Annotated in this window: 24 protein-coding genes; 16 read left to right on the top strand and 8 right to left on the bottom strand. The window is 66.5% G+C overall.

Features of this window, described 5'->3' with window-relative positions; all coding sequences use genetic code 11:
• The 3 genes from lolA to N5C25_RS16100 all read right to left on the bottom strand — a co-directional run.
• The coding region (lolA, locus tag N5C25_RS16110) for an outer membrane lipoprotein chaperone LolA (RefSeq protein ID WP_279937277.1) at nucleotides 1–603 on the bottom strand (603 nt) is incomplete at its 3' end.
• Between the two features lie 111 nt (nucleotides 604–714).
• Nucleotides 715–2,658 (bottom strand): DUF3857 domain-containing protein, encoded by a 1,944-nt coding sequence (locus N5C25_RS16105; RefSeq protein ID WP_279937276.1) that lies wholly within the window; start codon nucleotides 2,656–2,658, stop codon nucleotides 715–717.
• Between the two features lie 39 nt (nucleotides 2,659–2,697).
• Entirely contained in the window at nucleotides 2,698–5,058 is a 2,361-nt protein-coding gene (locus N5C25_RS16100) for a DNA translocase FtsK (RefSeq protein WP_279937275.1), read from the bottom strand.
• A gap of 233 nt (nucleotides 5,059–5,291) precedes the next feature.
• On the opposite strand from N5C25_RS16100, the gene trxB reads away from it, so the two are divergent.
• From trxB to N5C25_RS16070, 6 genes are all read left to right on the top strand, one after another.
• Nucleotides 5,292–6,263, top strand: coding sequence for a thioredoxin-disulfide reductase (gene trxB, locus N5C25_RS16095; protein ID WP_019659647.1), 972 nt, complete (start codon nucleotides 5,292–5,294; stop codon nucleotides 6,261–6,263).
• Nucleotides 6,264–6,365: 102 nt separating this feature from the next.
• Entirely contained in the window at nucleotides 6,366–7,490 is a 1,125-nt protein-coding gene (locus N5C25_RS16090) for a GNAT family N-acetyltransferase (protein WP_279937274.1), read from the top strand.
• A gap of 102 nt (nucleotides 7,491–7,592) precedes the next feature.
• Nucleotides 7,593–8,333 carry a leucyl/phenylalanyl-tRNA--protein transferase gene (gene aat / locus N5C25_RS16085; protein ID WP_251102042.1) on the top strand — a complete coding sequence of 247 codons (741 nt, stop codon included), beginning with the start codon at nucleotides 7,593–7,595 and terminating at the stop codon, nucleotides 8,331–8,333.
• Nucleotides 8,334–8,419: 86 nt separating this feature from the next.
• On the top strand, nucleotides 8,420–8,638 hold the full coding sequence (infA, locus tag N5C25_RS16080; RefSeq protein WP_005409596.1) for a translation initiation factor IF-1: 219 nt from the start codon (nucleotides 8,420–8,422) through the stop codon (nucleotides 8,636–8,638).
• Nucleotides 8,639–8,809: 171 nt separating this feature from the next.
• A complete protein-coding gene (locus tag N5C25_RS16075) occupies nucleotides 8,810–9,082 on the top strand; it encodes a hypothetical protein (protein ID WP_058980068.1) in 273 nt (90 codons plus the stop codon).
• A 128-nt stretch (nucleotides 9,083–9,210) separates the two neighbouring features.
• A complete protein-coding gene (locus N5C25_RS16070; protein ID WP_251102043.1) occupies nucleotides 9,211–9,588 on the top strand; it encodes a hypothetical protein in 378 nt (125 codons plus the stop codon).
• A gap of 48 nt (nucleotides 9,589–9,636) precedes the next feature.
• Here N5C25_RS16070 and N5C25_RS16065 read toward each other — a convergent pair whose 3' ends face one another.
• The 3 genes from N5C25_RS16065 to clpA all read right to left on the bottom strand — a co-directional run bounded on the left by N5C25_RS16065 (nucleotide 9,637) and on the right by clpA (nucleotide 12,674).
• On the bottom strand, nucleotides 9,637–9,924 hold the full coding sequence (locus N5C25_RS16065; protein ID WP_019659640.1) for a HigA family addiction module antitoxin: 288 nt from the start codon (nucleotides 9,922–9,924) through the stop codon (nucleotides 9,637–9,639).
• Between the two features lie 8 nt (nucleotides 9,925–9,932).
• Complete coding sequence (locus N5C25_RS16060; RefSeq protein WP_019659639.1) at nucleotides 9,933–10,211, bottom strand: type II toxin-antitoxin system RelE/ParE family toxin; 279 nt, start codon at nucleotides 10,209–10,211, stop codon at nucleotides 9,933–9,935.
• A gap of 177 nt (nucleotides 10,212–10,388) precedes the next feature.
• A complete protein-coding gene (gene clpA, locus N5C25_RS16055) occupies nucleotides 10,389–12,674 on the bottom strand; it encodes an ATP-dependent Clp protease ATP-binding subunit ClpA (RefSeq protein WP_279937273.1) in 2,286 nt (761 codons plus the stop codon).
• Nucleotides 12,675–12,812: 138 nt separating this feature from the next.
• Between clpA and N5C25_RS16050 the strand changes: the two genes are divergently transcribed.
• Nucleotides 12,813–13,625 (top strand): APH(6) family putative aminoglycoside O-phosphotransferase, encoded by an 813-nt coding sequence (locus N5C25_RS16050; RefSeq protein WP_279937272.1) that lies wholly within the window; start codon nucleotides 12,813–12,815, stop codon nucleotides 13,623–13,625.
• 100 nt (nucleotides 13,626–13,725) lie between these two features.
• On the opposite strand, the gene clpS is transcribed toward N5C25_RS16050, so the two are convergent.
• Complete coding sequence (gene clpS / locus N5C25_RS16045; protein WP_019659637.1) at nucleotides 13,726–14,052, bottom strand: ATP-dependent Clp protease adapter ClpS; 327 nt, start codon at nucleotides 14,050–14,052, stop codon at nucleotides 13,726–13,728.
• Nucleotides 14,053–14,164: 112 nt separating this feature from the next.
• On the opposite strand from clpS, the gene N5C25_RS16040 reads away from it, so the two are divergent.
• The 7 genes from N5C25_RS16040 (at nucleotide 14,165) to N5C25_RS16010 (ending at nucleotide 19,092) form a co-directional block, all read left to right on the top strand.
• The gene (locus N5C25_RS16040; RefSeq protein ID WP_058980062.1) at nucleotides 14,165–14,638 is read left to right on the top strand and encodes a hypothetical protein; all 474 of its coding nucleotides are present in this window, start codon (nucleotides 14,165–14,167) and stop codon (nucleotides 14,636–14,638) included.
• A gap of 1 nt (nucleotide 14,639) precedes the next feature.
• On the top strand, nucleotides 14,640–15,101 hold the full coding sequence (locus tag N5C25_RS16035) for an NUDIX hydrolase (RefSeq protein WP_019659635.1): 462 nt from the start codon (nucleotides 14,640–14,642) through the stop codon (nucleotides 15,099–15,101).
• The gene (gene mnmA / locus N5C25_RS16030; protein ID WP_058980060.1) at nucleotides 15,098–16,240 is read left to right on the top strand and encodes a tRNA 2-thiouridine(34) synthase MnmA; all 1,143 of its coding nucleotides are present in this window, start codon (nucleotides 15,098–15,100) and stop codon (nucleotides 16,238–16,240) included. The genes N5C25_RS16035 and mnmA overlap by 4 nt, the downstream gene beginning before the upstream one ends.
• Entirely contained in the window at nucleotides 16,237–16,851 is a 615-nt protein-coding gene (hflD, locus tag N5C25_RS16025; RefSeq protein ID WP_021201771.1) for a high frequency lysogenization protein HflD, read from the top strand. Before mnmA ends, hflD begins: the two co-directional genes overlap by 4 nt.
• A gap of 162 nt (nucleotides 16,852–17,013) precedes the next feature.
• On the top strand, nucleotides 17,014–18,204 hold the full coding sequence (locus N5C25_RS16020) for a methyl-accepting chemotaxis protein (RefSeq protein WP_019659632.1): 1,191 nt from the start codon (nucleotides 17,014–17,016) through the stop codon (nucleotides 18,202–18,204).
• A gap of 98 nt (nucleotides 18,205–18,302) precedes the next feature.
• A complete protein-coding gene (locus tag N5C25_RS16015) occupies nucleotides 18,303–18,518 on the top strand; it encodes a hypothetical protein (protein WP_019659631.1) in 216 nt (71 codons plus the stop codon).
• 67 nt (nucleotides 18,519–18,585) lie between these two features.
• Entirely contained in the window at nucleotides 18,586–19,092 is a 507-nt protein-coding gene (locus tag N5C25_RS16010; protein WP_279937271.1) for a hypothetical protein, read from the top strand.
• 142 nt (nucleotides 19,093–19,234) lie between these two features.
• Here the strand turns inward: N5C25_RS16010 and N5C25_RS16005 are convergent, their stop codons facing one another.
• Nucleotides 19,235–21,994, bottom strand: coding sequence for a GGDEF domain-containing phosphodiesterase (locus N5C25_RS16005; RefSeq protein ID WP_279937270.1), 2,760 nt, complete (start codon nucleotides 21,992–21,994; stop codon nucleotides 19,235–19,237).
• 130 nt (nucleotides 21,995–22,124) lie between these two features.
• Between N5C25_RS16005 and N5C25_RS16000 the strand changes: the two genes are divergently transcribed.
• Entirely contained in the window at nucleotides 22,125–24,227 is a 2,103-nt protein-coding gene (locus tag N5C25_RS16000) for a PAS domain-containing sensor histidine kinase (RefSeq protein ID WP_058980052.1), read from the top strand.
• A 4-nt stretch (nucleotides 24,228–24,231) separates the two neighbouring features.
• On the top strand, nucleotides 24,232–26,004 hold the full coding sequence (locus N5C25_RS15995) for an EAL domain-containing protein (protein ID WP_279937269.1): 1,773 nt from the start codon (nucleotides 24,232–24,234) through the stop codon (nucleotides 26,002–26,004).
• Nucleotides 26,005–26,086 lie beyond the last annotated feature (82 nt).

Here is a 26,086-nt window from a genome sequence, read left to right as displayed (position 1 = left end):
GAAGCTGAAGGTGCCGGCCGCGAAGCCCGGGTTGCGCTTCCAGCCACTGAAGGTGATCACGGTACGCTGGCCAACCGCATCGGTGATTTCCATCTTGGCCAAGCCCTGGGCGTTGAAGCCCAGCGCGGCGTACTGGAAGCTGGCTTCGGTCTCGCGCTTCGGCGACAGCGACAGCCACTGCAGGCCGTCGCGCTGCGCGGCCTCTTCGCTGACGTCGTACTGCTGCTCCAGCAGCGCCGGGTTGATCAGCGCGGTCAGCGGGCTGTTCTGTTCTTCCTTGCCCTGCTCGCGCACGGTGGCCTGCTCCAGGTCCGGCTCGTACATCCAGACCTTCCTGCCGTCAGCCACGATCAACTGCTCGTGCGGGCGCACGTATTCCCAACGGAACAGGCGTGGCGCCGACAGCGCCACACGGCCGCTGGTCGATTCCTTCACCTTGCCGCGGCTGTCGAACACCTGCTGGCTGAACTGTCCGTCCAGGCCCTTCAGGCCACTGGTGAAGGTCTTCAGGTCATCGCGGGCACCGGCCCAGGCACTGCCGGCAGCGGCACAGGCGACGGCCAGGGTAGTAGTGGCAAGGAAACGGCGGAAGTGGAAGTTCATGCGGAAATCCTGTGGGCGCGGGCGCCAGGAAAGGTGATTGCCAGTGTGCCCGGGGAAAGATGAATGGGCGATCAGGGCGACATTATGCCGCCCTGAACGTCCATCGGCGATTCAGCCGCCAGATGCCGGCAGCTTGCCGTAAAGCACCTGGCCACGGAAGCCGCGCCGCACTTCGCGGTACAGCGCGCGGAACGCCGGATAGTCCTGCGGCTGGCACAGCGCCTCCGGCCCACGCACCGCGTTCTGCCGCAAGCGGTGGTGCACGATCACGTCCTGGCCCTCGCGGCTCCAGTCCACCCGGTATTCGCCAGCGGCATTGGTAAAGCGCTGGCTGGCCGGAATGGCGATGATCGGCGCGTTGGCCGGGAACTGCAGGCGATAGGTTTCCTCGCGCAGGCTGGCATTGCAGTAGAACGGCGTCTCATTGGCCGGCGCAGAAGCGGTGGCGTACAGGCCACGCACCGACTCGCCGCCCGGTGGATCCGGCACGGCCATGCCGCCGGCCACGCTGAAGTCGGCGTAGTCCTCGGCCTGGAAGGCCATGCGATAGCCGAACGGCCGGGTCAGGTCGACCGGCACGCCCTGGATCTGCAGCTGCCCTCGCCCGTCGAAACCGGACGCGGCCATGATCTGCTCCTCTGCGCGAGCACGGTTCTGCGCGTTGAGCTGGGAGAACTGGGCGCGCATGCCGATCTCGGCGTTCTCGCCCAGCTTCGGAATGGTCTCGCCGCGCAGGTTACCGTTGGCGTCGAAGGTAAAACGCACTTCCATCGAGGTGGCGTTGCGCTCCGGCGTGTTGGCCGGAGTACGCGCCAGCGTGGCGTCGCGGGTACGCATCACCGGGGCGCCCAGGTCACCCTCCGGCAGCTGGCCGAAGCGCGCCCACGCGGTGGTCGAATCGAGGTACAGATCGAATTCGGGGATGTAGGTGATGGCGTGGTTGAAGCGGCCCAGCACCGGAATCTTCGGCAGCGTCGGGCCGCCGCCCGCACCGATCAGCACCGGCGAGCTGGCGATGCCCTTGGCCGCCAGCAGCGCCTCCAGGATCGTCACATGGTCCTTGCAGTCGCCGTAGTGGTTGTCGAGGATGCTCTGCGCGCTGTTCGGCTCCAGGCCGCCGTTGCCCAGGTACACCGCCACATAGCGGATGTTCTGCGCGACCCAGCCATACAGCGCATCAGCCTGCTCGCGGCGGTCACTGATGCCGGCGGTGATCTCATCAGCCAGCGCCTGCAGCGCCGGGGTCACCTCGGCCGCCGGGCCCGCCTTGAGCTGGTAGGCGCGCCCCATCTGCGACCAGTCACGATACGTGCTGGCCATGATGTTCGGGCCGAACTCCCAGCCCGCCGCCGACCAGTTCTGCGCCGGCATCGCCTCACGACGCTGGTAGCGCCAGCGCCATTGCGCCTGGCCGTTCTTCACCGTCGGCCGGTCACTGCCCTGCACGCCGCGGCTGTCGACGAACATCGGCAGGTTGGCCGGGGCACTCAGGGTAACCTCGGCGTCCTCGTACTCGGTGAACACGTTGAAGGTCTCCCACAGGCCGAAATAGCCCGGGAAGTACGGCGTGGCCTGGGTGCGTCGCACCTGGTAGTACAGCCGCGTGCCCGGGGCCAGGTTCGGGAACACGATCACCCGCACCTTGCGGTCGGCATACATCGCCGCCGAGGCACTGGAGTAGCTCTCCTGCGTGTAGATGCGGTCGGCCGGCACGTCGCGGCGCTGGCCATCGGCGGTGATGGTATAGGCGCCGAGCACTTCCAGCGTCTCCATCTTTTCGCTGTAGCTCAGCCGCACCTGGCTGAACTGCTCGACAGACGCCTTGGTCTTGAGCAGGACTTCATAGGTTTCGGTCTGCACATTGCCCGCGTCCGGCCGGACCTGGTAGTCGGCGCGGTAACGGACAATGCTGAAATTATTGCTGGCTTCGGTATCGCCGCTGGTGGAAGGCGGCGCCGTGGCGGGCGCGGAGGTGGCGGTTTCTGCCTGTGCCGGGCCAGCAGCCAAGAAGGCTGCCAGCGCCAGCGCCAGCGCGCCTGGTACGGGGTGAAGCATGCGTCGGTTCCTTGGACGTCGTGGGGGATACGTCGGGTCTTACTTCGGCGGCGGCGGTGCCAGCACCGTGCGGTCGCCGTTGTGCTCGGGCGGGCTGACCACGCCGGCCGCTTCCATGGCCTCGATCAGTCGCGCTGCACGGTTGTAGCCGATCTTCAGCCGGCGCTGCACGCCGGAAATCGAGGCTCGGCGGGTCTCGGTGACCACCCGCAGTGCTTCGTCATACAACGGGTCGGACTCGTCGCCGGCTGCACTGGTCTCGGGCAGGCCGGTGGCACCGACGACCACGCCGTCGCCCATCGTCTGCACCTCATCCAGCACCCCGTCGACATAGTCGGCCGGGCCCATCGCCTTGAGGTGCTCGACCACGCGATGCACTTCGTCATCGGACACGAACGCACCATGCACGCGCTCGGGCAGCGCGGTGCCCGGCGGCAGGTACAGCATGTCGCCGTGGCCCAGCAGTGTTTCCGCGCCGGACTGGTCGAGGATGGTGCGCGAGTCGATCTTGGAGCTGACCTGGAAGGCGATACGGGTCGGGATGTTGGCCTTGATCAGGCCGGTGATCACGTCCACCGACGGGCGCTGCGTGGCCAGGATCAGGTGGATGCCGGCCGCACGCGCCTTCTGCGCCAGGCGCGCGATCAGCTCTTCCACCTTCTTGCCGACGATCATCATCATGTCGGCGAATTCGTCGATGAAGATGACGATGAAGGGGAGAGTTTCCAGCGGACGCGGCGCCTCGCCCAGCTCCGGGTTCGGCTTGAACAGCGGGTCCATCAGCGGCTGGCCCGCGTCCTGGGCTTCCTTCACCTTCTTGTTGAAGCCAGCCAGGTTGCGCACGCCCACCGCGCTCATCAGCTTGTAGCGGCGCTCCATCTCGGCCACGCACCAGCGCAGGCCGTTGGCGGCCTCCTTCATGTCGGTGACCACCGGCGCCAGCAGGTGCGGAATGCCCTGATAGACGCTCAGCTCGAGCATCTTCGGGTCGATCATCAGCATCCGCAGGTCTTTCGGCGAGGCCTTGAACAACAGGCTCAGGACCATCGCGTTGACCGCCACCGACTTGCCCGAACCGGTGGTGCCGGCCACCAGCAGATGCGGCATGCGCGCCAGGTCGGCCACGGTCGGGCGACCAGCGATGTCCTTGCCCAGCGCCAGGGTCAGTACGCTGGCCGACTTGTCATATTCCTTCGAGCGCAGCAGCTCGGACAGGAAGATCATCTCGCGGGTGACGTTGGGGATTTCCAGGCCGATCACCGACTTGCCCGGAATGACATCGACCACGCGCACCGACTTCACCGACAGGCCACGCGCGATGTCCTTGTCCAGCGAACTGATCTGGCTGACCTTGATACCCGGTGCTGGTTCGATCTCGAAGCGGGTGATGACCGGGCCGGGATTGGCGCCGACCACCTGCGCATCGATGCGGAAGTCCTTCAGCTTGAACTCGATCTGCCGCGACAGGGTTTCCAGTGTTTCTTCGTCGTAGCCCTTCGGCTGCGGCTTGGGATCATCCAGCAGCGCCAGCGGCGGCAGGTCCGAGCCATCACCGTTGACGCCGCGGAACATCGGAATCTGGGTATCGCGCTTGGCCCGATCACTCTTCTCGATCACCGGCTCCGGACGCGGCTCGATCTTCACCGGCTCGCGCTTGGCGCGCACCTCGGCGTCGGCCTTGCGTACTTCCTGGCGTTCCTCGCGCATCACCCGGGTCTGCTTCCACTCGGTGACTTCTTCCTTCTTGCGTTGCAGCAACGGCGCCAGCGACATCACGCCGCGGCCGATCTTCTCCATCACCGTGAACCAGGACAGCCCGGTGGCCAGGGTGATCGAGGCCAGCAGCAGCACCAGCACGAACAGGTTCGCCCCCAGCGCGCCGAAGCCCACCGTGAGCGAATTGCCGACCAGCTTGCCGAGGATGCCGCCGGCACTGGCGACATCGCCACTGAACAGGCGCACATGCAGGAAGCCGGTGCCGGCGATCAGGAAACCGACCAGACCGACCAGGCGCAGTGCCGGATCCAGGTCGTTCTCGCCCTTGCTCTCGCGCTTGAGGCCGAACATGGCGATCCACGCCAGCGCGCCGAGCACCACCGGCAGCAGGAAGGCGATGTAGCCGAACAGCTGCAGCAGCACGTCGGCGATCCAGGCGCCGGCGCGGCCGCCCAGGTTGTGCACCGGCGCAACCACGCTGCCGGTGTGCGACCAGCCCGGATCAGTCGCTGAATAGGTGAAAAGACTGGCCGCCAGATACAGCAGGGCCGGCGCGATGGCGATCAGGCCAAGGTCGCGCCAGAGACGTTGGCGGCGTGGATTGTCGGTCGCCGCCGCCGCGGCCGTGCGACGTGACGCCTTGCTGTCGTCGGACTTGGAGCGTTCGGGGACCTGCTTCGCCACCTTAGACCATACCTTTGGAATGCGCTGTTAGTGATTGATAATAAATGAGACGGCGTCAGTTTTCAGTTATGCGACGTCCGACAGGGCAATCCGAGGGCCGAAACCACCGCTGGATGACGGCGTTCCGTTCATCGGCTTGAATCGCCCTGCCCCAGCCGCCACTCTATGACCAGCCACGGATGCTGCGCAAACATCGCCAGCGCCTTGTCCCATCTACCTTTTCGCGAGTCTACATGAGCACCAGCCTGCCCTCCCGCCACCAGCGCCTCGTCATCCTCGGTTCCGGACCGGCCGGCTGGACCGCCGCCGTCTACGCCGCCCGCGCCAACCTGAAGCCGGTCGTCATCACCGGCCTGCAGCAGGGCGGCCAGCTGATGACCACCACCGAGGTGGACAACTGGCCGGGTGACGCCCACGGCCTGATGGGCCCGGACCTGATGGCGCGCATGCAGGCCCACGCCGAGCGCTTCGAGACCGAGGTCATCTTCGACCACATCCACACCGCCGACCTGTCGCAGCGCCCGTTCAAGCTGATCGGCGACAGCCACGAGTACACCTGCGATGCGCTGATCATCGCCACCGGCGCGACCGCCAAGTACCTGGGCATCCCGACCGAAGAGACCTTCAAGGGCCGCGGCGTCTCCGCCTGCGCCACCTGTGACGGCTTCTTCTACCGCGACCAGGACGTGGTCGTGGTCGGCGGTGGCAACACCGCCGTGGAAGAGGCCCTTTACCTGTCCAACATCGCCCGCAAGGTCTATCTGGTCCACCGCCGCGACACCCTGAAGGCGGAAAAGATCATGCAGGACAAGCTGTTTGCCAAGGTTGCTGCCGGCAAGATCGAGACCGTCTGGCACCACCAGGTGGAGGAAGTGCTGGGCAACGACGCCGGCGTGACCGGCGTGCGCGTGAAGTCGACGCTGGACGGCAGTACCCGTGACATCGACGCCCACGGCTTCTTCGTGGCCATCGGCCACCATCCGAATACCCAGCTGTTCGACGGCCAGCTGGCGATGAACAACGGCTACCTGGAGATCCGCTCGGGCCTAGGCGGCAACGCCACCCAGACCTCGGTGGAAGGCGTATTTGCTGCCGGCGACGTGGCCGACCAGCACTACCGCCAGGCGATCACTTCGGCCGGCTTCGGCTGCATGGCCGCATTGGACGCCGAGCGCTACCTGGACGCCCAGGGCAAGGCCAGCTGAGAGGCTGACCCGCTCCTGCAGGGTCGAGCCACACCCGACTCCGGATGATAGGCCGACGCCAGTGCGTCGGCCTTTCTGTTTCATCTGCCCTATCCTTCCCCCATGCCTTCCCCCCGCTTTCTCGACTCCCTGCAGTCCATCGCCGCGACCGACTGGGATGCCCTGCACGACGGCCGCAACCCCTTCGTCAGCCACGCCTTCCTTTCCGGGCTTGAACAGCACGGTTGCCTGCGCGAGGACTGGGGCTGGCAGGCCCGGCACTTCACGCTCTGGGAAGGCAACACCCTGGTCGGCGCCATTCCGGGCTACCTGAAGACCAACTCTCACGGCGAGTTCGTGTTCGACCATGCGTGGGCCAACGCGTATGCACGGCATGGCCGCGACTACTATCCGAAGTGGCTGGGCGCAGTACCTTACTCGCCGGTCACTGGCCCGCGGTTGTTGGCACGTCACGATTCAGGGCGCGCCGCCCTGCTTTTGGCATTGCGCGAGGCCCTGCCCGCGCTGGAGGTATCCTCGGCCCATATCAACTTCCACACCGCAGTGGACGAGGCCCTGTTCGGCGATGACTGGCTGCTGCGCGAGGACGTGCAGTTCCAGTGGCAGAACCAGGGTGACTGGGCGACATTCGAGCAGTTCCTCGGTGCGATGAACCACAAGCATCGGAAGAACATCCGCCAGGAACGGGCCAAGGTCACCCGCCAGGGCATCAGCTTCCGCGTGGTACACGGCGATGAAGCCGGCCGCGCCGACCTGCAGGCGATGTACCGCTTCTACCTGCAGACCTTCCTCGAGTACGGCAACGCCCCGGCACTGACCGAGGCCTTCCTGCGCCATCTGGCCATTTCATTGGGACGCGGGCTGGTGCTGTTCCTGGCCGAACAGGACGGCGAGCCGATTGCCGGCGCGCTGTGCCTGCGCGGTGGCGACACGCTGTACGGCCGCTACTGGGGTGGCGCTACCCTGCCCGGCCTGCATTTCGAGGCCTGTTACTACCAGGGCATCGAGTACTGCCTGCGCGAAGGCCTGAGCCGTTTCGAGCCCGGCGCTCAGGGCGAGCACAAGCTGGCGCGGGGATTCCTGCCGACACTGGTGCGCAGCCGACACTGGGTGGCCGATCCGGAGTTCGCAGAAGCACTGCAGGACTGGTGCCGGCAGGAGCGGCGCGATGTACGTCGCTACCAGCAGGAGCTGCAAGGGCATGGGCCGTTCCGCGTAGAGCCGTAGAATAGGGCCGGATGAGGCACCCGGAAAGGTGTGCCAACCAAGATTGGCACCGTCAGCGCGTGCGCATCCCAGTCGCATCACCACGGCGAATACAATGCCGGCATGACCCGCCAGCTGCCCTGGCGCCTGGCCGATGCGCCGGACGCTCCCTTCCCTCCGGCCGAGACCGCACTGCGCCAGCCCGACGGCCTGCTCGCGGTGGGCGGCGACCTGCATCCGGCGCGCCTGCTCAACGCCTATGCCGGCGGCATCTTCCCGTGGTTCAGCGAGGGCGAGCCTATCCTGTGGTGGTCGCCCGACCCACGCATGGTGTTCCGCACCGATGGCGTGCACCTGTCCAGCCGGTTCCGCCGCCAGTTGCGTGGCTGCGACTGGGAGATCACCGCCGACACCGCCTTCAGTCGTGTGATGCGAGCCTGCGCCGCAGCACCGCGGCCGGGCCAGGACGGCACGTGGATCAGCCCGGCGATGGTTGAGGCCTACAGCCAGTTGCACGATCTAGGCTTCGCCCATTCCTTCGAGGTCTGGGATCGGCAGACGCTGGTCGGCGGCATCTACGGTGTGGCGATCGGCGCCATGTTCTTCGGTGAGAGCATGTTCAGTGGCGCCAGCGGCGGCTCCAAGATCGCCCTGGCCACCCTGGCATCCACCCTGCATGGTTGGGGCTGGGAACTGATCGATGCCCAGGTGGAGAATCCGCATCTGCTGCGGATGGGCGCCGAGCACCTGCCGCGGGCGGTATTTCTGGATCGCGTGCGCCAGGCCGTACGCAGCAAGGGCCGTGAAGGACCTTGGACGCGGGCGGTTGGACGCCTGCCGGCACGGGATTTGGCAGGGGGTTAACACAAACTTTGCAAGCAGCGCCGGTCACGCGTAAAATACTGCGCCTTAGGCCCAGCGTGGCCGTTTTCTGAACCGCACAGGACTACATGTCGAAAGACGATTCCATCGAGTTCGAGGGCACCGTCAGCGAGACGCTGCCGAACACCACTTTCCGCGTTCGCCTGGAGAATGGGCACGAGATCATCGCCCATATCTCCGGCCGCATGCGCAAGAACTACATCCGCATCCTTACCGGTGACCGGGTCAAGGTTGAAATGACCCCGTACGACCTGACCAAGGGTCGTATCACCTACCGCATGAAGTAAGCGGTCGGCGCATTGCGCCACTCCGACAGGGCCGGCCTCGCTTCCGGCCCTTTGTCGTGCACGGAATAAAGTCAAAGTCTCCGGGGTCGTTCGATTTTCGTCCTTGTCTGAAATCCAGCAGCGCGCGGGAACCCTAGACTCTACGCGTTCTTCACACGAGGCCTTGCGTGCATGACTTACCTGATCGTACTTGACCCGCAGTCCGTCACCAGCCGCTGCTACGCCAGCAAGGGCCCGGACGGCACCTGGTTCGGTCAGCCCTGCCTGGTCTGCACCAGCATGGACGCCTCGCATCCCCTGTACCTGGCCGTGCAGCGCGAGATATCGCATATGGGCAGTACGCTCAAGCAGCGCCTGCACATTCCGCACGAGGCGGTCGCCTTTGTCATCGAAGACGGCGGCGACCAGGGCCGGCAACAGGGGTTCCGCTCGATCGCGGCCTGATGCGCCAAAGGTCATCGTGACCGATCTCACCGTGGCGTCGGTCAGCCCTGCTTGCGGCAGATTCGCATTTGCAGCGGCGGCGGCATCCTGGGATCCGATCCAGTCCGGATCGCCGCCCCTGCCCCGCCATGAACCTGTCTTCCCTGCTGGTCCCCCTGGCTTTGTCTGCCATCACCCTGGTGGCGCCGCCCGCCCATGCCGCTGGCACCCCGCCGGCGCAATGCGTACCACTGACCGGCGAACAGCAGATCGTTCGCGCCGGCGCTGACAGGAACGTCCTGCTTCGCTCCGGTGAAGACCACTATGTGGTGCATTTCCGCAACAGCTGCCCTTCTGCCGTGCTGGCCACCCGCCTCGGCTTCAAGACCGACGGCAAGGAGGCTGACCAGCTGTGCAGCGAGGGCCGAAGCGCACTGGACACCGGTCGCGGCAGCTGCGAGGTTGCGCGCATCGAGCCGATCGATGCCGAGCGGTTCAAGCGCGAAGCGCGCCGCCGCAGCCGCTGACCCCGGAGAGGACAAGGGCGGCCGAAGCCGCCCTTGTCGCGAGATACGTCAACGCGTCGCGGCAACCAGCGACAACACTCTCGGTTGCGCGCGCTGCCGCGCCAACCAAAGATCGTAGCTGGATTGCAGCCCCATCCAGAAAACCGCGGTACTCACTCCCGCCATCTCCAGGCGGATAGCCAGGTCGGGACTGATGCCCGCCTTGCCGTTCAGGACCCGCGAAAGGGCCACCCGTGACATTGCCAGGCGCTCGGCCGCCTCGGTCACAGACAGATCCATTGGATCAAAGACCATTGCCTTGATCGTCTGCCCCGGATGCGGATGGTGATGAATCATGCGCGACCTCAGTGATAGTCCAGGTAATCCAGCAGCTCCACGTCGCTGCCGGTGAAACGGAAGGTAATCCGCCAGTTTCCGTTGACCCATACAGACCAATGTCCTTTCAGACCGCCCCGGAGCTTATGCAGGCGCAGTCCAGGCATGGCCAGATCCTCAGGACCCGAAGCCACATCCAGGATCGTCAGGATCATCAACACCTTGCTGGCATGACTGTGGCGGATTCCACTACTGCTGCCGGAACGGTAGAACCGCTCAAGGCCCTTGTGACGAAAACCGATGATCATTACTGTATCCTGTATCGTTACGCGATACAAACAGGGCAGCACCCCATCGCGACCAGAAGACAGCAGTGGCACCTGCATTCCGTTCAAGCAAGGCCGCAGACGACAGGCCCACTGGAAAAAACAAGGGCGGCCGAAGCCGCCCTTGTCATTCCCAGTCTTTCACGCCAAGCCTTCAGCTCACTCCACCGTAACCGGCAGCAGCCGCTCCGGTTCGGCCTGGGTCTCGACCACGAGCTCGTCGTCGCGAACATCGATGCTCACCTTGCCACCGTTGACCAGCTTGCCGAACAGCAGCTCGTCGGCCAGCGGACGCTTGATCTTGTCCTGGATCACGCGGGCCATCGGGCGCGCACCCATCAGCGGGTCGAAGCCGTGGTGGGCCAGCCAATCGCGGGCGGTCGGGGTGGCCGACAGGCTCACGTGCTTGTCCTGCAGCAACATCTCCAGCTCGATCAGGAACTTGTCGACCACGCGCAGGATGTGCTCGAAGCCCAGCGCCTGGAACTGCACCACCGCATCGAGGCGGTTGCGGAACTCCGGGGTGAAGCTGCGGCGGATGGTCTCCATCGCATCGGTGGCATGGTCCTGCTTGGTGAAGCCGATCGAGCGCCGCGAGGCCTGTGCCGCGCCGGCATTGGTGGTCATCACCAGCACCACGTTCTTGAAGTTGGCTTCACGACCGTTGGTATCGGTCAGCACGCCGCGGTCCATCACCTGCAGCAGGATGTTGAAGATGTCCGGGTGCGCCTTCTCGATCTCGTCCAGCAGCAGCACGCAGTGCGGTGTCTTGACGATCTTCTCGGTCAGCAGGCCGCCCTGGTCGAAGCCGACATAGCCCGGAGGGGCGCCGATCAGGCGGCTGATCGAATGCGGCTCCATGTACTCGGACATGTCGAAGCGGACCAGCTCGATGCCCAGCTGCAGCGCCAGCTGCTTGGTCACCTCGGTCTTGCCGACGCCGGTCGGGCCGGCGAACAGGAAGTTGCCGATCGGCTTCTCCGGGTTGCCCAGGCCCGAGCGGGCCAGCTTGATCGCCGAGGACAGCGTCTCGATCGCCGGATCCTGCCCGAAGATCACCATCTTCAGGTTGCGCTCCAGATGCTGCAGCACGTCCTTGTCGGTGGCGCTGACCTGCTTGGTCGGGATACGCGCCATCTTGGCCACGATCGCTTCCACTTCCTCGACGTCGATCAGCTCCTTGCGCTGGCCTTCCGGCAGCAGGCGCTGGCGGGCACCGGCCTCGTCGATCACGTCGATGGCCTTGTCCGGCAGCAGGCGGTCGCCGATGTGCTTCACCGACAGGTCCACCGCCGCCTGCAGCGCTTCGTCCGAATAGGTCACGCTGTGGTGCAGCTCGTATTTGGACTTCAGGCCCTGCAGGATCTCGTAGGCCTCGCCCACGGTCGGCTCTACGATATCAATTTTCTGGAAGCGGCGGGCCAGCGCCCGATCCTTCTCGAAGATGCCGCGATATTCCTGGAAGGTAGTCGAGCCGATGCAGCGCAGCTCGCCGGAGGCCAGCGCCGGCTTGATCAGGTTGGACGCATCCATGGTGCCACCCGACGCCGAGCCTGCGCCGATGATGGTGTGGATCTCGTCGATGAACAGCACGGCGTTGGGCACCTTCTTCAGCGCGGTCAACACACCCTTCAGCCGCTTCTCGAAGTCGCCGCGGTACTTGGTGCCGGCCACCAGCGCACCCAGGTCGAGCGAGTAGATCACCGCGTCGGTCAGCACGTCGGGTACCGAGCCCTCGACGATGCGGCGGGCCAGGCCTTCGGCGATGGCGGTCTTGCCCACGCCAGCCTCGCCCACGTACAGCGGGTTGTTCTTGCGGCGGCGGCACAGGACCTGGATGGTGCGCTCGATCTCATCGCCACGACCGACCAGCGGATCGATGCGGCCGGACCGGGCCTGTTCGTTGAGGTTGCTGGCGAATTCGGTCAGGGCATCGCCCTTCGGCTCACCCTCCCCGCCTTCCATGCGGCCCTCGCCGTCGGAGTTGGAGGACGGCTGTTCGCCTTCCTCGCCCAGCTTGGCGATGCCGTGGGACAGGTAATTGACCACATCCAGCCGGGTGACATCCTGCTGGTTGAGGTAGTAGACGGCGTGGGAGTCCTTTTCGCCGAAGATGGCGACCAGCACGTTGGCGCCGGTGACCTCCTTCTTGCCCGAGGACTGCACGTGGTACACGGCCCGCTGCAGCACCCGCTGGAAGCCCAGGGTCGGCTGGGTGTCACGGCCGTCATCCTCGGCCAGGCGGGACACCGAGGCCTCGATGGCCTGCTCCAGCTCCTGGCGCAGGCGTTCGGCGTCGGCACCACAGGCCTTCAGTACGGCCTGGGCGGACGGGTTGTCGAGCAGTGCCAACAGCAGGTGTTCGACCGTCATGAACTCATGCCGGGCCTCACGGGCGCGCTTGTAGCACTGGCCGATGGTGTGTTCGAGGTCTTTGCTGAACATGGATTACTCCGGCGGCAGATGGGAACAATATGCGGCCTGACTACGCGATTTCCATCACCCTAGCGGATTGCTGCGTTCAGATGGCGTTAGCACTGCAGAACGCTTGATCTTCATTCACTCCAGAAGACCTCAACCGGCATGAGCGAACCCTACCTGAGCCGCTGGCGATTGCGGCGTGATGGCCCGGCCATCTGCACGCGCCACGCCCGGCTCTGGCCGGTGCTGACCGCTGCCGGCGCGCCGGCGATGCTGAAGATCAGCAGCGAAAGGGAGGAGCAGAACAGCTACCGCCTGCTGCGCTGGTGGGACGGTGATGGCGCTGCCCGCCTGCTGGCCCACGAGGGGCCGGCAATCCTGATCGAGCGCGCCGAAGGCGATTCGCTGCGGCAACGTTCAATCGCGGGCGACGATGACGCCTGCACCACGGTGCTGTGCCAGGTCCTGCAGCGGCTGCACCGGCCACGGAGCGCGCGCCCAGCGGAACTGGTCTGCCTGCGTAGATGGTTCGCCGACCTGCTGCAGCCAAGGGCTGCGCTGCCGCCACTGCTGGAACAGTGCAGATCACTGGCGGAGGGGGTGCTGCGTGACGAACAGGAGATCCAGCCGCTGCACGGCGACCTGCACCACGACAACGTGCTCGACTTCGGCGCGCGCGGCTGGCTGGCGATCGACCCGAAGCGGCTGCTGGGCGATCGCGCGTTCGATTACACGACGCTGTTCAGCAACCCGGATCTCTGCGGCCCGGGCATCCACATTGCGACGCGGCCCGAGCGGTTTGCCGCCCGGCTGGAACAGGTCACTGCGCTGGCCGGCCTGGAACGTACGCGCCTGCTGCGCTGGATCGCCGCCAGTGCGGGGCTGTCTGCGGTATGGTTCAGGGATGATGGCGACCCTGCCGAGGTCGACGAGGCCGTGGCACGGATGGCGCTGGAGGCGCTGGCGGAAGCGTGATCCGGCTGTAGAGCCGAGCCTGCGCTCGGCTGCTCTGCCAGCGATCTGGATACCTGCACGAACAGCAGCCGAGCATGGGCTCGGCTCTACAAAAGGCCGGTCAGGCCTTCTCCATCGTGCACAGCAGCGGATGCTGGTTCATCCGCGAATACTCGTTGACCTGGGCCACCTTGGTCTCGGCCACTTCGCGGGTGAACACCCCGCACACGCCGCGGCCGCGGGTATGGACGTGGAGCATCACCTGCGTGGCCTTGTCCAGGTCCATGTTGAAGAACTGCTGGAGCACGTCCACCACGAAATCCATCGGGGTGTAGTCGTCATTGAGCAGCATCACCTGGTAGAACGGCGGCGGCGCCACTTCCGGGCGCGCAGGTTCTACGGCAACGCCGTGCTCGTGCTGGGAATCGGGGGAGGACTCATGGGGCATCCGTCCATTATAGAGGCTCGGAGAAGCCTGCGTCGGCCCGCCGCAGATTGGACGGCACGCACGGCCGCCGTCACAATTGCATCTTCTCTCAACACTGTTTCACAGGATCTTCATGAAAAGGACCCTTCTTACCGCCCTGTTGATCGCCCTGGCTCCTGTCGGCGCCGCCACCGCCGCAACCACCGCCGACAAGTCCGTGGGCCGCCACCTGGACAAGCTGGGCTATACCTATGAAGTCGACGAGGACGGCGACTACCGCATGGTCTTCGACGTCGAGGGGGACCGCACCCAGATGGTCTACGTGCGCTCGGCGGTGGAAGATTTCGGCAGCCACAACATCCGCGAGATCTGGTCGCCGGCGTACAACGCCAAGACCAAGCAGTTCCCGGTGGCCGTGGCCAACCGCCTGCTGGAAGATTCGCAGGACGCCAAGATGGGCGGCTGGGTCAAGCAGGACACCACCGCCATGTTCGTGGTGAAGATCGATGCCGATGCCACCCCGGACCAGCTCAGCGACGCCATCGATGCGGCCATCCGCACCGCCGACGCGATGGAGCTGGAGCTGACCAAGAAGGACGAGTTCTGAGTTGAACGCCACGCCGGACCCGCGCTGGGCACCGCACGCCACCGTCGCCACGGTGGTGGTCGACGGCGGCCGCGTGCTGCTGGTTGAAGAGACCATCGACGGCCGCCAAGTGCTGAACCAGCCTGCCGGCCACCTCGAGCCGGGCGAAAGCCTGGCCGAGGCAGCCCTGCGCGAGACCCGCGAGGAAACCGGCTGGACGGTGCAGCTGACCCATTTCATCGGCTGCTACCAGTGGACTGCCGGCGACGGCACCGCGTTCCTGCGCTTCTGCTACGCCGCGCGCCCGCTCTCACACGACCCGGCGCAGCCGCTGGACACCGGCATCGACCGCGCGCTGTGGCTGACCCCGGCCGAGCTGCAGGCCGCCGGCGAGCGCCAGCGCAGCCCGCTGGTCTGGCAGGTGGTGGCGGATTACCTGGGTGGCCAGCGCCATCCGCTTTCGCTGGTTCGGGAGGTCGCATGAGCACGCCGCGCGTGATGGTGGGCGTCTCCGGTGGCGTAGACTCTTCCGTCGCGGCCTGGCGCCTGGTACAGCAGGGCGAGGCCGTGGCAGGCCTGTTCATGCAGAACTGGGCCGACGACGGCAGCGGTGACTGCCGCGCTGAGGATGACCGCCGCGATGCGGTCGCCGTATGCGGCCTGCTCGGTATCCCGTTCCACTTCCGGGACTTCTCCAGCGAGTACTGGCAGGGTGTGTTCGAGCACTTCCTGGCCGAGTACGCCGCTGGCCGCACGCCGAACCCGGACGTGCTGTGCAACCGCGAGGTGAAGTTCAAGCATTTCCTGGATGCCGCCCGCGAGCTGGGCGCCGAGCGCATCGCCACCGGCCATTACGCGCGCGTAGCCCAGCGCGGTGGCCAATGGCTGCTGCTGCGTGGCGCCGACCGCTCCAAGGACCAGAGCTACTTCCTGCACCAGCTGGGCCAGGCGCAGCTGGCAGCGACCCTGTTCCCGATCGGCGACCTGGAAAAGACCGACCTGCGCCGGATTGCGCGCGACGTCGGCCTGCCGACCCACGCCAAGAAGGATTCCACCGGCATCTGCTTCATCGGCGAGCGAGACTTCCGCGAGTTCCTTGGACGCTATTTGCCGGCCAAGCCGGGCCAGATCCTCGACCCGGCCGACGGCAGCGTGATTGCCGAGCATCCGGGCGTGTTCTATTTCACCCTGGGCCAGCGCGAGGGCCTGAACATCGGCGGCGTACGCGGCCGCCCGGCCGCCCCGTGGTACGTGGTCGGCAAGGATGTGGCCAGCAACGTGCTGTACGTGGACCAGGACCGCGACAGCAAGTGGATGCTTTCCAACCGGCTGCGTTCGGAAACCGCGCACTGGATCGCCGGCTCGCCGCCGTCGCGGCGCTTTGAATGCACCGCACAGACCCGCTACCGCCAACCTGACGAGCCGTGTACGGTCCAGGTGCTGGACGATGGCAGCGTGCTGGTCACCTTCGCGCGCTCGCAGCGTGCCGTTACCCCCGGTCAATCACTGGTGCTGTATGACGGTGATGTGTGCCTGGGTGGCGCGGTGATCGCCGCCACCGATGCGCCGCTGGAACAGCGTCTGCGCACCACTCCTTCCCCTTTTGAGGTATCCGCTGCATGAGTTTCACTGTCGACGACCGCGTCCTGGCCCTGGCCGGCATTGCCCAGGCCCTGCAGCAGGTACGCCGCATCGCCGATACCGGCCATTCCGACGCCGCCGCCGTGCGCACCGCCGTGGACAGCGTGTTCCGTGTCGATGCGTCCTCGCCGCAGGCGGTATTCGGTGACCGCCATGCACTGAAGGCCGGGCTGCGCCTGCTGCACAACTACTTCCGCAACCAGGGCCAGGATCCGATCCTGCCCAAGCTGGCCCTGTCGGTGCTGCAGCTGGAGCGCCGCTTCGTTCAGGATGGCGCCACGGTGAACAAGGTCGCCTCGGGCATCGAGCGCGCCCAGCGCCAGGCCGCCGAGCTGGGCGACAGCGGCCACCCGGATGTGCTGGCCAGCCTGGGCAGCCTGTACGCGGACACCATCAGCCACCTCAAGCCGCGGGTGATGGTGCAGGGCAACCCGCACTACCTGGGCCAGGCTGGCGTGGTGGCCGAGATCCGCGCCCTGCTGCTGGCCGCGGTGCGCTCGGCGGTGCTATGGCGGCAGCTGGGCGGCAGCTACTGGGACTTCCTGTTCGGCCGCAAGGCGATGATCGAGGCGGTGGACCGCCAGCTGGCGTAAGCGCATGGGGTCCGGGCGCTTTTCCATGGAAAGGGAATCGGACACCGAATCACCGCCAGCGCCGGAAAACCGGCGCATTCAGAATGCACTTCGGGGCACATCGACGTTAAAGAGAAAGGGGGTACGGCCGATACATCCTCCGTGCACCTCCCGAGAACGTCCATGTACTCACGCATTTTCATCCGTCTGGCCGCCCCCCTGGCTCTGACCCTGCTGCTCCCCTTCGCCATCGGTTTCGAATGGCCGGCCGCCCTGCGCTGGGCGATCCTGACCACGATGACGCTGAGCTGGCTCGGCTTTGCGTGGTGGACCACCCGCGCCCAGGCGCACCGTTCCCCGGAACATGCCCGTGTCCTGCGTGAGCAGGACCAGCTGCTGACCGAACTGCGCAACTTCGTCGGCAACGAGATTGAGGGTTCGCGCGGCGAAGTGGAACGCGCCCGTGACCTGATCCGCCAGGCCGTCTCCAGCCTCGGTGGCAGCTTCGATGCGATGAACCGCAAGTCGCGCCAGCAGAGCCAGGCCCTGTCGCGCATCGTCGACCGCGCCGGTGATGAAGGCAACGCCGGCCTCGACGTTGCCCGTTTCGCCCAGCACGCCAGCCACCGCATGGAGCAGCTGGTGGAAGCGCTGGAACAGGTCAGTGGCCAGAGCAGCACCACCGTGCAGCACATCGACCAGATGGCGCAGCACCTGGATGGCATCTTCGCGCTGCTGGAAGACGTCAAGTCGATCGCCGACCAGACCAACCTGCTGGCGCTGAACGCGGCCATCGAAGCGGCGCGTGCCGGTGAAGCCGGTCGTGGCTTCGCGGTGGTCGCCGACGAAGTGCGCAACCTGTCCGAGCGCTCGACAACCTTCAACGAGCAGATCCGCAAGCTGGCACACAGCTCCAAGGACGCCATTGCCAAGGTGCGCGAGACGGTCTCGCACATGGCCTCGCGTGACATGGACCGCTCCCGTGAAGCGCGCCAGGAAGCGGCCGCGATGCTCGACAACGTGGCCCAGATCAATGCCTCGCTGGGCGACGGCATGCGTGAAGTGTCCGAGTGCGCCCGTGCGATCGATGGCAGCGTGGCTGAAGCCGTGCGCGCCCTGCAGTTCGAGGACATCGCCACCCAGGCCCTGGGCGGCGTGCACACCCACCTGGACCGCCTGACCGCGATCAACCGCGAAGCAGTCGCCCTGCAGGAACTGCTGCACCGCAACGGCGGCGTGTTCGACGAAGAGATCGCCACCGCCCTGCAGCGCACCGGCAGCCGCCTGCGCGAACTGCGCAGCGAATGGGAACGCCCGCCGCACAAGCCGGTTGCCCAGCAGAGCATGGGCGCCGGCACCGTCGAGCTGTTCTGACCCTGATGTCCGCTGCCCTCGCCGGCAGCCCGCAAGGCCCCGGTTCGTCCGGGGCCTTTGCCTGTAACCCGCCACTGGATGCATCCTGTACGCGCACCATGACCCTGATCCGCGCCCTGCCCGCCCTCACCGACACCGAGCGCCCGCGCAACGCGAGCGTGCGTGAGCAGCTGCAACAGCTGGAGGATGTGGCACGCGAGGAGATCCGCGAGCTGCAGCAGCTGGCGGACGCGCGCCCGGCCCCGTCGCGGGTGGACGAGGCGCTGCTGGGCCTGGCCTGGGATCTGGGGTTGGATGGGGATGCGCTTAAGTAGATCCACGCCATGCGTGGATGGGCCGTCGCGCATGGCATGATCCACCGGTACCCTTCATGGAAGACCGATGGCCATCGCCCTGATCGCACTTCTGCTGATCGAGACCGTCCTTATGATGGCCTGGGTGGGCGGCTATTTCAGCTGGGGCATCACCCTGTTCAACGAACGCATTGCGGCGTCACCGGCCATGCAGGCCCGCCTCTCGCTGGGCAGCCTGGAACGTGACCTGCCGCAGGACAAATGGCTGGACCTGGCATTCCATGCGCTGCCTGACGGCAGCATGGCGTTCCGTGAGAGCTTTGCGCCGAGCTTCGGCCTGCGCTACTTCCCGGTGATGCGCGGTCGCATCGTACTCAACGCGCGACGGCACGAGGTGAGAGTGATCGGACTGTGCAGCTGGTTCGTGGCCATCCTGTCGCTGTTGCTGTTGCCGCTGGTGGCGATGCGCCCGATGGTGGCGCCCATGCTGCTGGTGCTGCCGCTGTTCCTGGCCAGCTATCTGGTGCAGAAGCGGCGCTATGCGGCCATTGTCGAGGCATTGCGCATGCAGTTGAAGGCGGATTTTCCGAGGTAGATCCACGCCATGCGTGGATGATCGAGAGGCACAGGCATCCATGCCGACCAACGGTCGGCACCCACCAAAGCGGGTTGCGGTAGATCCACGCCATGCGTGGATGGACACAGCAGCCAAGGTCAGTTCCAACCAGTGCAGTTGATCACCGCACCAGCATCACTTCCCCACTGGCATCGGTGCGCAGCGAAACCGGCTGCGGCTGGCGCAGCCACTGCGCCAGGTCGCGCGGGCTGAGCGGGCGCGAGTACAGGTAACCCTGGATCTCGTCGCAGCCCTGGCGGCGCAGCATGTCTTCTTCCTGGTGCGTTTCCACGCCCTCCGCCACCACCTTCATGCCCAGCGCATGGCCCAGGTGCACGATGGCCTGGGTCACTTCGGCCGTACCGGAGTCGTGCAGCATGCCCTGCACGAAGCTGCGGTCGATCTTCAGGCGCCCCACCGGGAAGCGGTTGAGATAGTTGAGGTTGGAGAAGCCGGTACCGAAGTCGTCCACCGCCAGCGGCACGCCGTGCCGTTCGAGCACGTCGAAGCAATGGCGCAGGATGTCGGTGTCACGGATCAGCGCCGACTCGGTCAGCTCCAGTTCCAGCCGTTGCGGCGGCCAGCCATGGGCATGGCAGATCTCGATCACGCGTTCGGCGAAGCCACGATCACGCAGCTGCACCGCCGACACATTGACCGCGATGCGATCAAACTGCAGTCCGGCGCGGTCCCAAGCGGTTGCCTGGCGGCAGGCCTCGTTCAGCACCCAGTCGCCGATGCGCACGATCTCGCCGCACTTTTCGGCAATGGGAATGAACTCGGCCGGGCTGCAGTAGCCGATGCCGGGCCGGTGCCACCGCAACAGTGCCTCGATCGCCGGTGGCTCGCCGTGGTGAGCGTGCAGCAACGGCTGGTAGGCCAGGCTGAACTCGTCGCGCTCGATGGCCCCATGCAGGGCATGCTCGACGTCCAGCCGGCGCTGGATGCGGGCCAATGCGTCCTGGCTGTAGTACTGGTAGGTATTGCGCCCGGCTTCCTTGGCCGCGTACATCGCGGCGTCGGCAGCACGCAGCAGGGAGTCAAAGTCGGTCTGCGCATCGCCCAGCATCGCGATGCCGACGCTGGCGCCGACCTTCAACGTGGTCTCGCCACGGCGCAGCGGCTCGGCCAACGAGGCGATCAGCTTGCGCGCCACGTGGCCGGCGTCTTCCGGCTCGGCCAGATCGCGCAGCACCACAATGAACTCGTCGCCACTGAAGCGGCCGAACAGGTCGTTGTTGCGCAGGTTCTGGTGCAGGCGGGTGGCCGCCGCCTTCAGCAGCGCATCGCCGGTGGCGTGGCCGAAGCTGTCGTTGATGGTCTTGAAGCCGTCCAGGTCGATGAACAGCATCGCCAGCGAGGTTCCGCGATCGCGTGCTTCCTCGATGGCCTCGGCGGTCTGCTCGCCGAGCAGCACGCGATTGGGCAGGCCAGTCAGCAGATCGTAGTGCGCCAGCAGCTCGATGCGCTCATTGGCCTCGCGCTCGCGGGTGATGTCACGGAACAGCACCACGAAGCGCGGCGGCAGGCCATCACGGCGGTCCAGTTCAATCAGCACCTGCACCCACACGCGCAGGCCGGACTGGCGGTAGAAGCACAGGTCCAGCTGCTCGGGCAGGCCGCCGTTGGCGATACGGGCGAGTGCCGCCTCGAACGCGTTGCGCGAGTCCTCCGTGTACAGCGCCAACGCCTGGTCGAGGGTGATCGGTTCCTTGCGCAGGCCATGGATGCGGTAGCACTCCTCGGTCCATTGCATGCTGCGGGTCTGCACCTCGATCTCGCAGCCGCCGATGCGGCCCAGCGCGGAGACCCGGTTCAGCAGTTCGGTGCGCCAGCGGATCAACGCATCGGTCTGGTGCTGTTCGGTGATGTTCTGTACCTGGCCGAGCAGGCGCTTGGGTTGCCCGTCCATGTCGAGCAGCGGCTGCATCCACAGGCGCAGGTGCTGCGAAGGCTCATGGCCGCGGGTCAGCTCCAGCTCGAGGTTGGCAGCGCGGCCATCGCGCCATAACCGCCGCCATGCCGCACGCAACGCACCCCGCGAGCGGGGGTGAAGCTGCTTCAACCAGCGCCGCTGGCCGGGCACGGCGCCCTGCTCCAGCGCCAGCAGCGAGCGCAGTTCCGGCGACCACCAGAAATGGCCGCTGTTGGGATCGAACGACCAGCTGCCCATGCTGGCGATGCGCTGGGCCTCGCTCAGGTGCAGCTGCTGTTCCTGCAGCAGCGATTCGAGCTGCTTCTGCTGCTCGATATCGGTATGCGTGCCGACCATGCGCAGGGGCTGGCCATCGGCGGTGCGAGCGACCACGCGGCCGCGATCGAGCACCCAACGCCACTGGCCATCGGCCTGGCGGAAACGGAACTGTGCACTGTACTGCTCGCTGCGCCCATGCAGGTGCTCGTCGAGCGCTGCGCGCACCAGGGCGATGTCCTCGCTGTGCACCCGAGCCAGCAGCTCGGTGGCGCTCTCGTCGCCGAGCGCCGGCGTCCGCATCACGCGGTCACTGGGGATGTCCCAGTCCCACAGGCTGTGGCCGGCACTGTCCAGCGCCAGTTCCCAGCGCCCGCCCCCGTCCACCGGCACCGGCTCGGGAATGCTGAGGGTGAAGGCCAGCAGGTTGCCGGCGCCGTCGTGCACCGCACGCAGGTGGCCGTCGTAGTGGCCGCGGGGGCCGCCCGGCAGCGTGCAGGCCACGATGCCGCCATCGGCGGCCATCAGGCGCAGATCTTCCAGCATCGGCGCATAGGCCGCCACGGTGGCTGGCAGGCCATGCTCGCGCGCGGCCGGATTGGCCGCCAGCGGACGCCCGGTACGGTCGACGATGACCAGCGCCGACGCAAGCGGGTGCTGCAGCAGGCTGGCGATGATCCCTTGGTCCACGCGATCTTGCTCCGGATGACACGCCCGTCAGCGGGGCACGCAGTGGTTAACGGCGCCTGCGGCGGATAATTGAGTGGTCACGGCGCGCTGCGGGGTAAGATGACCAGCGCCCCTGTCACCCGCCTCGTCCATGCCTGCAGAACCGACCGGCAACGCCCCTGTTCCCGACCCGCGGATGGCGCAGGCGCTGAGCCGTGACCGGCGCCGGGTGGTGTTGAGCTACCTGGTGATGGCGCTGGCCTGGATGATCTCTACCGACAGCGTGGTGCAGGCGCTGGTGCCCGATCCGCAGCAGGCGGCACTGTGGCAGGGCCTGAAGGGCTCGTTCTTCGCCCTGGCCAGCGCAGGCCTGCTGTATCTGCTGCTGCGCCCGCTGGCCGAGCACGTGCTGCACACCCACGCGCGCCAACAGGCCTCCGAGCTGCGCCTGCGGCAGATGTTCGAGGGCAATCCCGGCCCGATCCTGGTCTACGACCTGGACACGCTGGCGATCCTCGACGCGAATCCGGCTGCCTGCAGCGCGTTCGGCTGGGAGCGCGGTGACCTTCTGGAGAAGACCATCGACGTGCTGTGGCCGCCCGGCCAGGACCAGGCACTGCAGACCAAGCTGGAGGCGATCCGCGAGGCGCCGCAGGAGCTCTGCATCCTGCGTGCCCAGCTGCAACTGCGTGATGGCTCGCTACGGCAGATGGAGCTGCGGTCCAACGCCATCAGCTATGACGGCCACAACGCCCGCTTGCTGATTGCCATCGACCGCACCGCCGAAGACCTGGCCCAGCTGCGCCGCGACCAGGCGCTGGCCCGGGTCGAGGAAGCCCACGAGCTAGCCCGTATCGGCGCCTGGGAGCTGGACCCGTCCACCGGGCTGGGTCGCTACTCCAACCAGGTCTACCGGCTGCTTGGCCGCCGCCCGCCCGAGGCCCGCCGCTGGCACCGCTTCGACGAACTGCTGGTGCCGGCCGATCCGGCCACTGCCACCCAGACCGAACAGCTGCTGGCCGAACTATGCTCCGGCGAGCCGGTGCAGGTGGACGTGCTGCTGCCCGTCCTGTCGATGGACGGGCGCGCGTTGATGGTGCACCTGCGCGCCGCCAGCGGTATCGATGAAGCTGGCCGCAGCCGCGTGCTGGGCACCCTGCAGGACGTGACCGAGCGCGAGCAGTCGCGTCGCCTGCTGCGCGAGCGTGAGGAACAGTTCCGCGAGCTGGTGCGGGTGCTGCCCGATGGTGTGGTGATCCTCGCCGACGAACACGTGTTGTACGCCAACGCCTGGGCCGCCAGCCTGTTCGGCTATGGCAGCCACACCTTGCTGGGCGAACCGCTTTCGGCACTGGTGGACAGCGCCGATCTGGCCCGCGTGCGCAGCCAGTTGCGTGCGGGCCAGCTGCACCTGGGGCCGGGCCACAGCAGCGTGGTGGCGATGCAGCGCGCAGATGGCCGCAGCTTCCATGCCGGCCTGGCAGTGGGCGAGGTGCGCTATGGCGGCCGCGACTGCAAGCTGCTGATCGTGCGCGATCTCAGTGATTCCGAACGCATCCGCAGCGCACTGGAAACCAGCAACCGCGAACTGCAGGCCATGGCCGGCCGCCTGTTCTCGCTGCAGGAGGATGAGCGCCGCGCGATCTCGCGCGACCTGCACGACGATATCGGCCAGGCGATCACGGCGATCAAGCTGTCTGCCTATGCCGCGCAGGACGAGGACGATCCGCAACGCCGCGGTGAGGACCTGGCACAGATCGTCAGCCTGGCCGATACCACGGTGGCCAAGCTGCGCGACATCTCTACCCTGCTGCGGCCGCCGCAGCTGGACGCACTGGGCCTGGAAGCAGCGCTGAGCTGGCAGGCACGGGTACTGTTCCGTTCCTCGCCGGTGGAGCTGCTGGCCGAGATCGAGCCGCTGCCGCACCGTCCCGACAACAGCATCGAGCAGGCCTGCTTCCGTATTGCCCAGGAAAGCCTGACCAACGTGCTGCGCCACGCCCGTGCCAGCCAGGTACAGCTGCAGCTGCGCGACGTCGGCCAGCGCGGCCTGCACCTGCAGATCCGCGACGACGGCGAGGGTTTCGACCCCGACGGCCCGCGCGGACTGGGCCTGATCGTGATGCGCGAGCGTGCGCAGAGCGTCGGTGGCCATGTACGGATCGAATCCGCGCACGGTGAAGGCACCCTGATCGACGTTCATCTCCCCTACCAGGCAGCCAGCATGGCCGCCGCCGAGTCACCGGACTACTGAGCCTATGTGGAATCCCAACCAGCCCCCGGTCAGCATCGATGATGCGCCTGATCGCCTCGGTGCCGGCAACCCCGAGTTGCAGGTGATGGTCACCGAGGCGGCCTCGGGCGGTACCGCACTCATGCTGATGCATGTGGACATCGACCACTTCGCCTCTGTCAACGAAAACATGAGCGCCGAGGTAGGTGACCAGGCACTGGTGCTGGTTGCGCAGCGGTTGCAGTCCTACCTGCGAGGGCGCGGCAAACTGTGGCGCCACGGCAGCGACGAGTTCCTGATCGCGGTGCCACGCACAGCCGAGGTGCCACTGCCGGAGGATTTCGCCGAGGAAATCCGGCAGCAGATGGAACTGCCGCTGTCGGTCCTGCCGTACACGTTGTTCATGACCGGCAAGCTGGGCGTGAGCCTGTGCCCGGAGCATGCCAGCAACGTTTCACGCCTGCTGGACCACGCCGAAGATGCGCTGTACCAGGCCGCCCGCGAGGGCGGCAACGCGGTGCGCATCCACGCCGTGGACACGCCGCCGAGCGCGCACAGCGAGAGCATCATCGCGCGGCAGATCGTCGATGCCATTCCCAACGGCGAACTGAAACTGCGCTACCAGCCGTTGGTCAGCGCCCGCGATGGCCACGTGGTCGGCATGGAAGCGCTGCTGCGCTGGCAGTCACCGACGCTGGGCATGCTGGTGCCGGAGCGCTTCATGCGCACCGCCGAGCGGCTGGGCATCATCGTGCAGATCGGCACCTGGGTGCTGGAAGGTGCACTCAAGCAGGCCCGCCTGTGGCGCGACCAAGGCTTCGACGATTTCACCATCGCGGTGAACGTCTCCACCCTGCAGCTGCTGCGGCCGAACTTCTTCGCCGAAGTGATGGGCCTGATCCAGGCCGCGGGCATACCGGCACAGATGCTGACGCTGGAGATCAACGAAAGCGCGCTGACCAACAACGTCAACTTCGTGCATGAGACGCTGGCCAACCTGCGCAACGAGGGCATCAGCCTGAGCCTGGACAACTTCGGCACCGGTGACTCCAGTCTCAGTGCGCTGGTGCGCTACCCGGTGGACAAGCTGAAGATCGACCGCAGCTTCATCAAGAGCGCGCCGGCCGGCAACCGCGAGGCGGCCATCGCCCGCGCGATCATCGCCATGGGCCATCAGCTGGGCATGACGGTGATCGCCAACGGCGTTGAATCGCAGGCGCAGCTTGGCTTCCTGCGTCGCAACGACTGTGATGTGTTCCAAGGCTACCTGTTCGGCGAACCGATGTCGGCCGATGCCGCAGGCATGACCCTGCGCCGCCGCTACCTGCGCCCGGAAGCTTTCGCCGAGACCCGTCCCGACCGCACGCTGCTCTTGCTGGACGACGAAGAGAACGTGTTGCGATCGCTGGTGCGGCTGTTCCGTCGCGACGGCTACCGCATCCTGGCGGCCGGCAACGTGCGTGATGCGTTCGACCTGCTGGCGATCAACGACGTGCAGGTGATCCTGTCCGACCAGCGCATGAGCGACATGAGCGGCACCGAGTTCCTCGGCCGGGTGAAGATGCTGTACCCGGACACGATCCGGTTGGTGCTGTCCGGCTATACCGATCTGAACACGGTGACCGATGCGATCAACCGCGGCGCGATCTACCGCTTCCTGACCAAGCCATGGAACGACGACGAGCTGCGCAAGCATATCCACCAGGCGTTCCGCACGTACGAGGAACAGCGCCGCAGCAACGCCGGGCCGGCGCCGGTGGAGAGCGGAGACGGCGGCGAGGACCGCCCGCTGCGGTAACGATCCAGCCTGGCAGAGCCGGCCGCTGGCCGGCTGCTCTGGGTGTCCGGTTCAATGAGGTTGCCGGCCAGCCGATTGGTCC

It is taken from the genome of Stenotrophomonas sp. GD03958 (assembly GCF_029839005.1).
Taxonomy (GTDB): domain Bacteria; phylum Pseudomonadota; class Gammaproteobacteria; order Xanthomonadales; family Xanthomonadaceae; genus Stenotrophomonas; species Stenotrophomonas hibiscicola.
The sequence above is the reverse complement of the archived record's forward strand: the minus strand, read 5'-3'. Positions and strand labels throughout refer to the sequence as shown.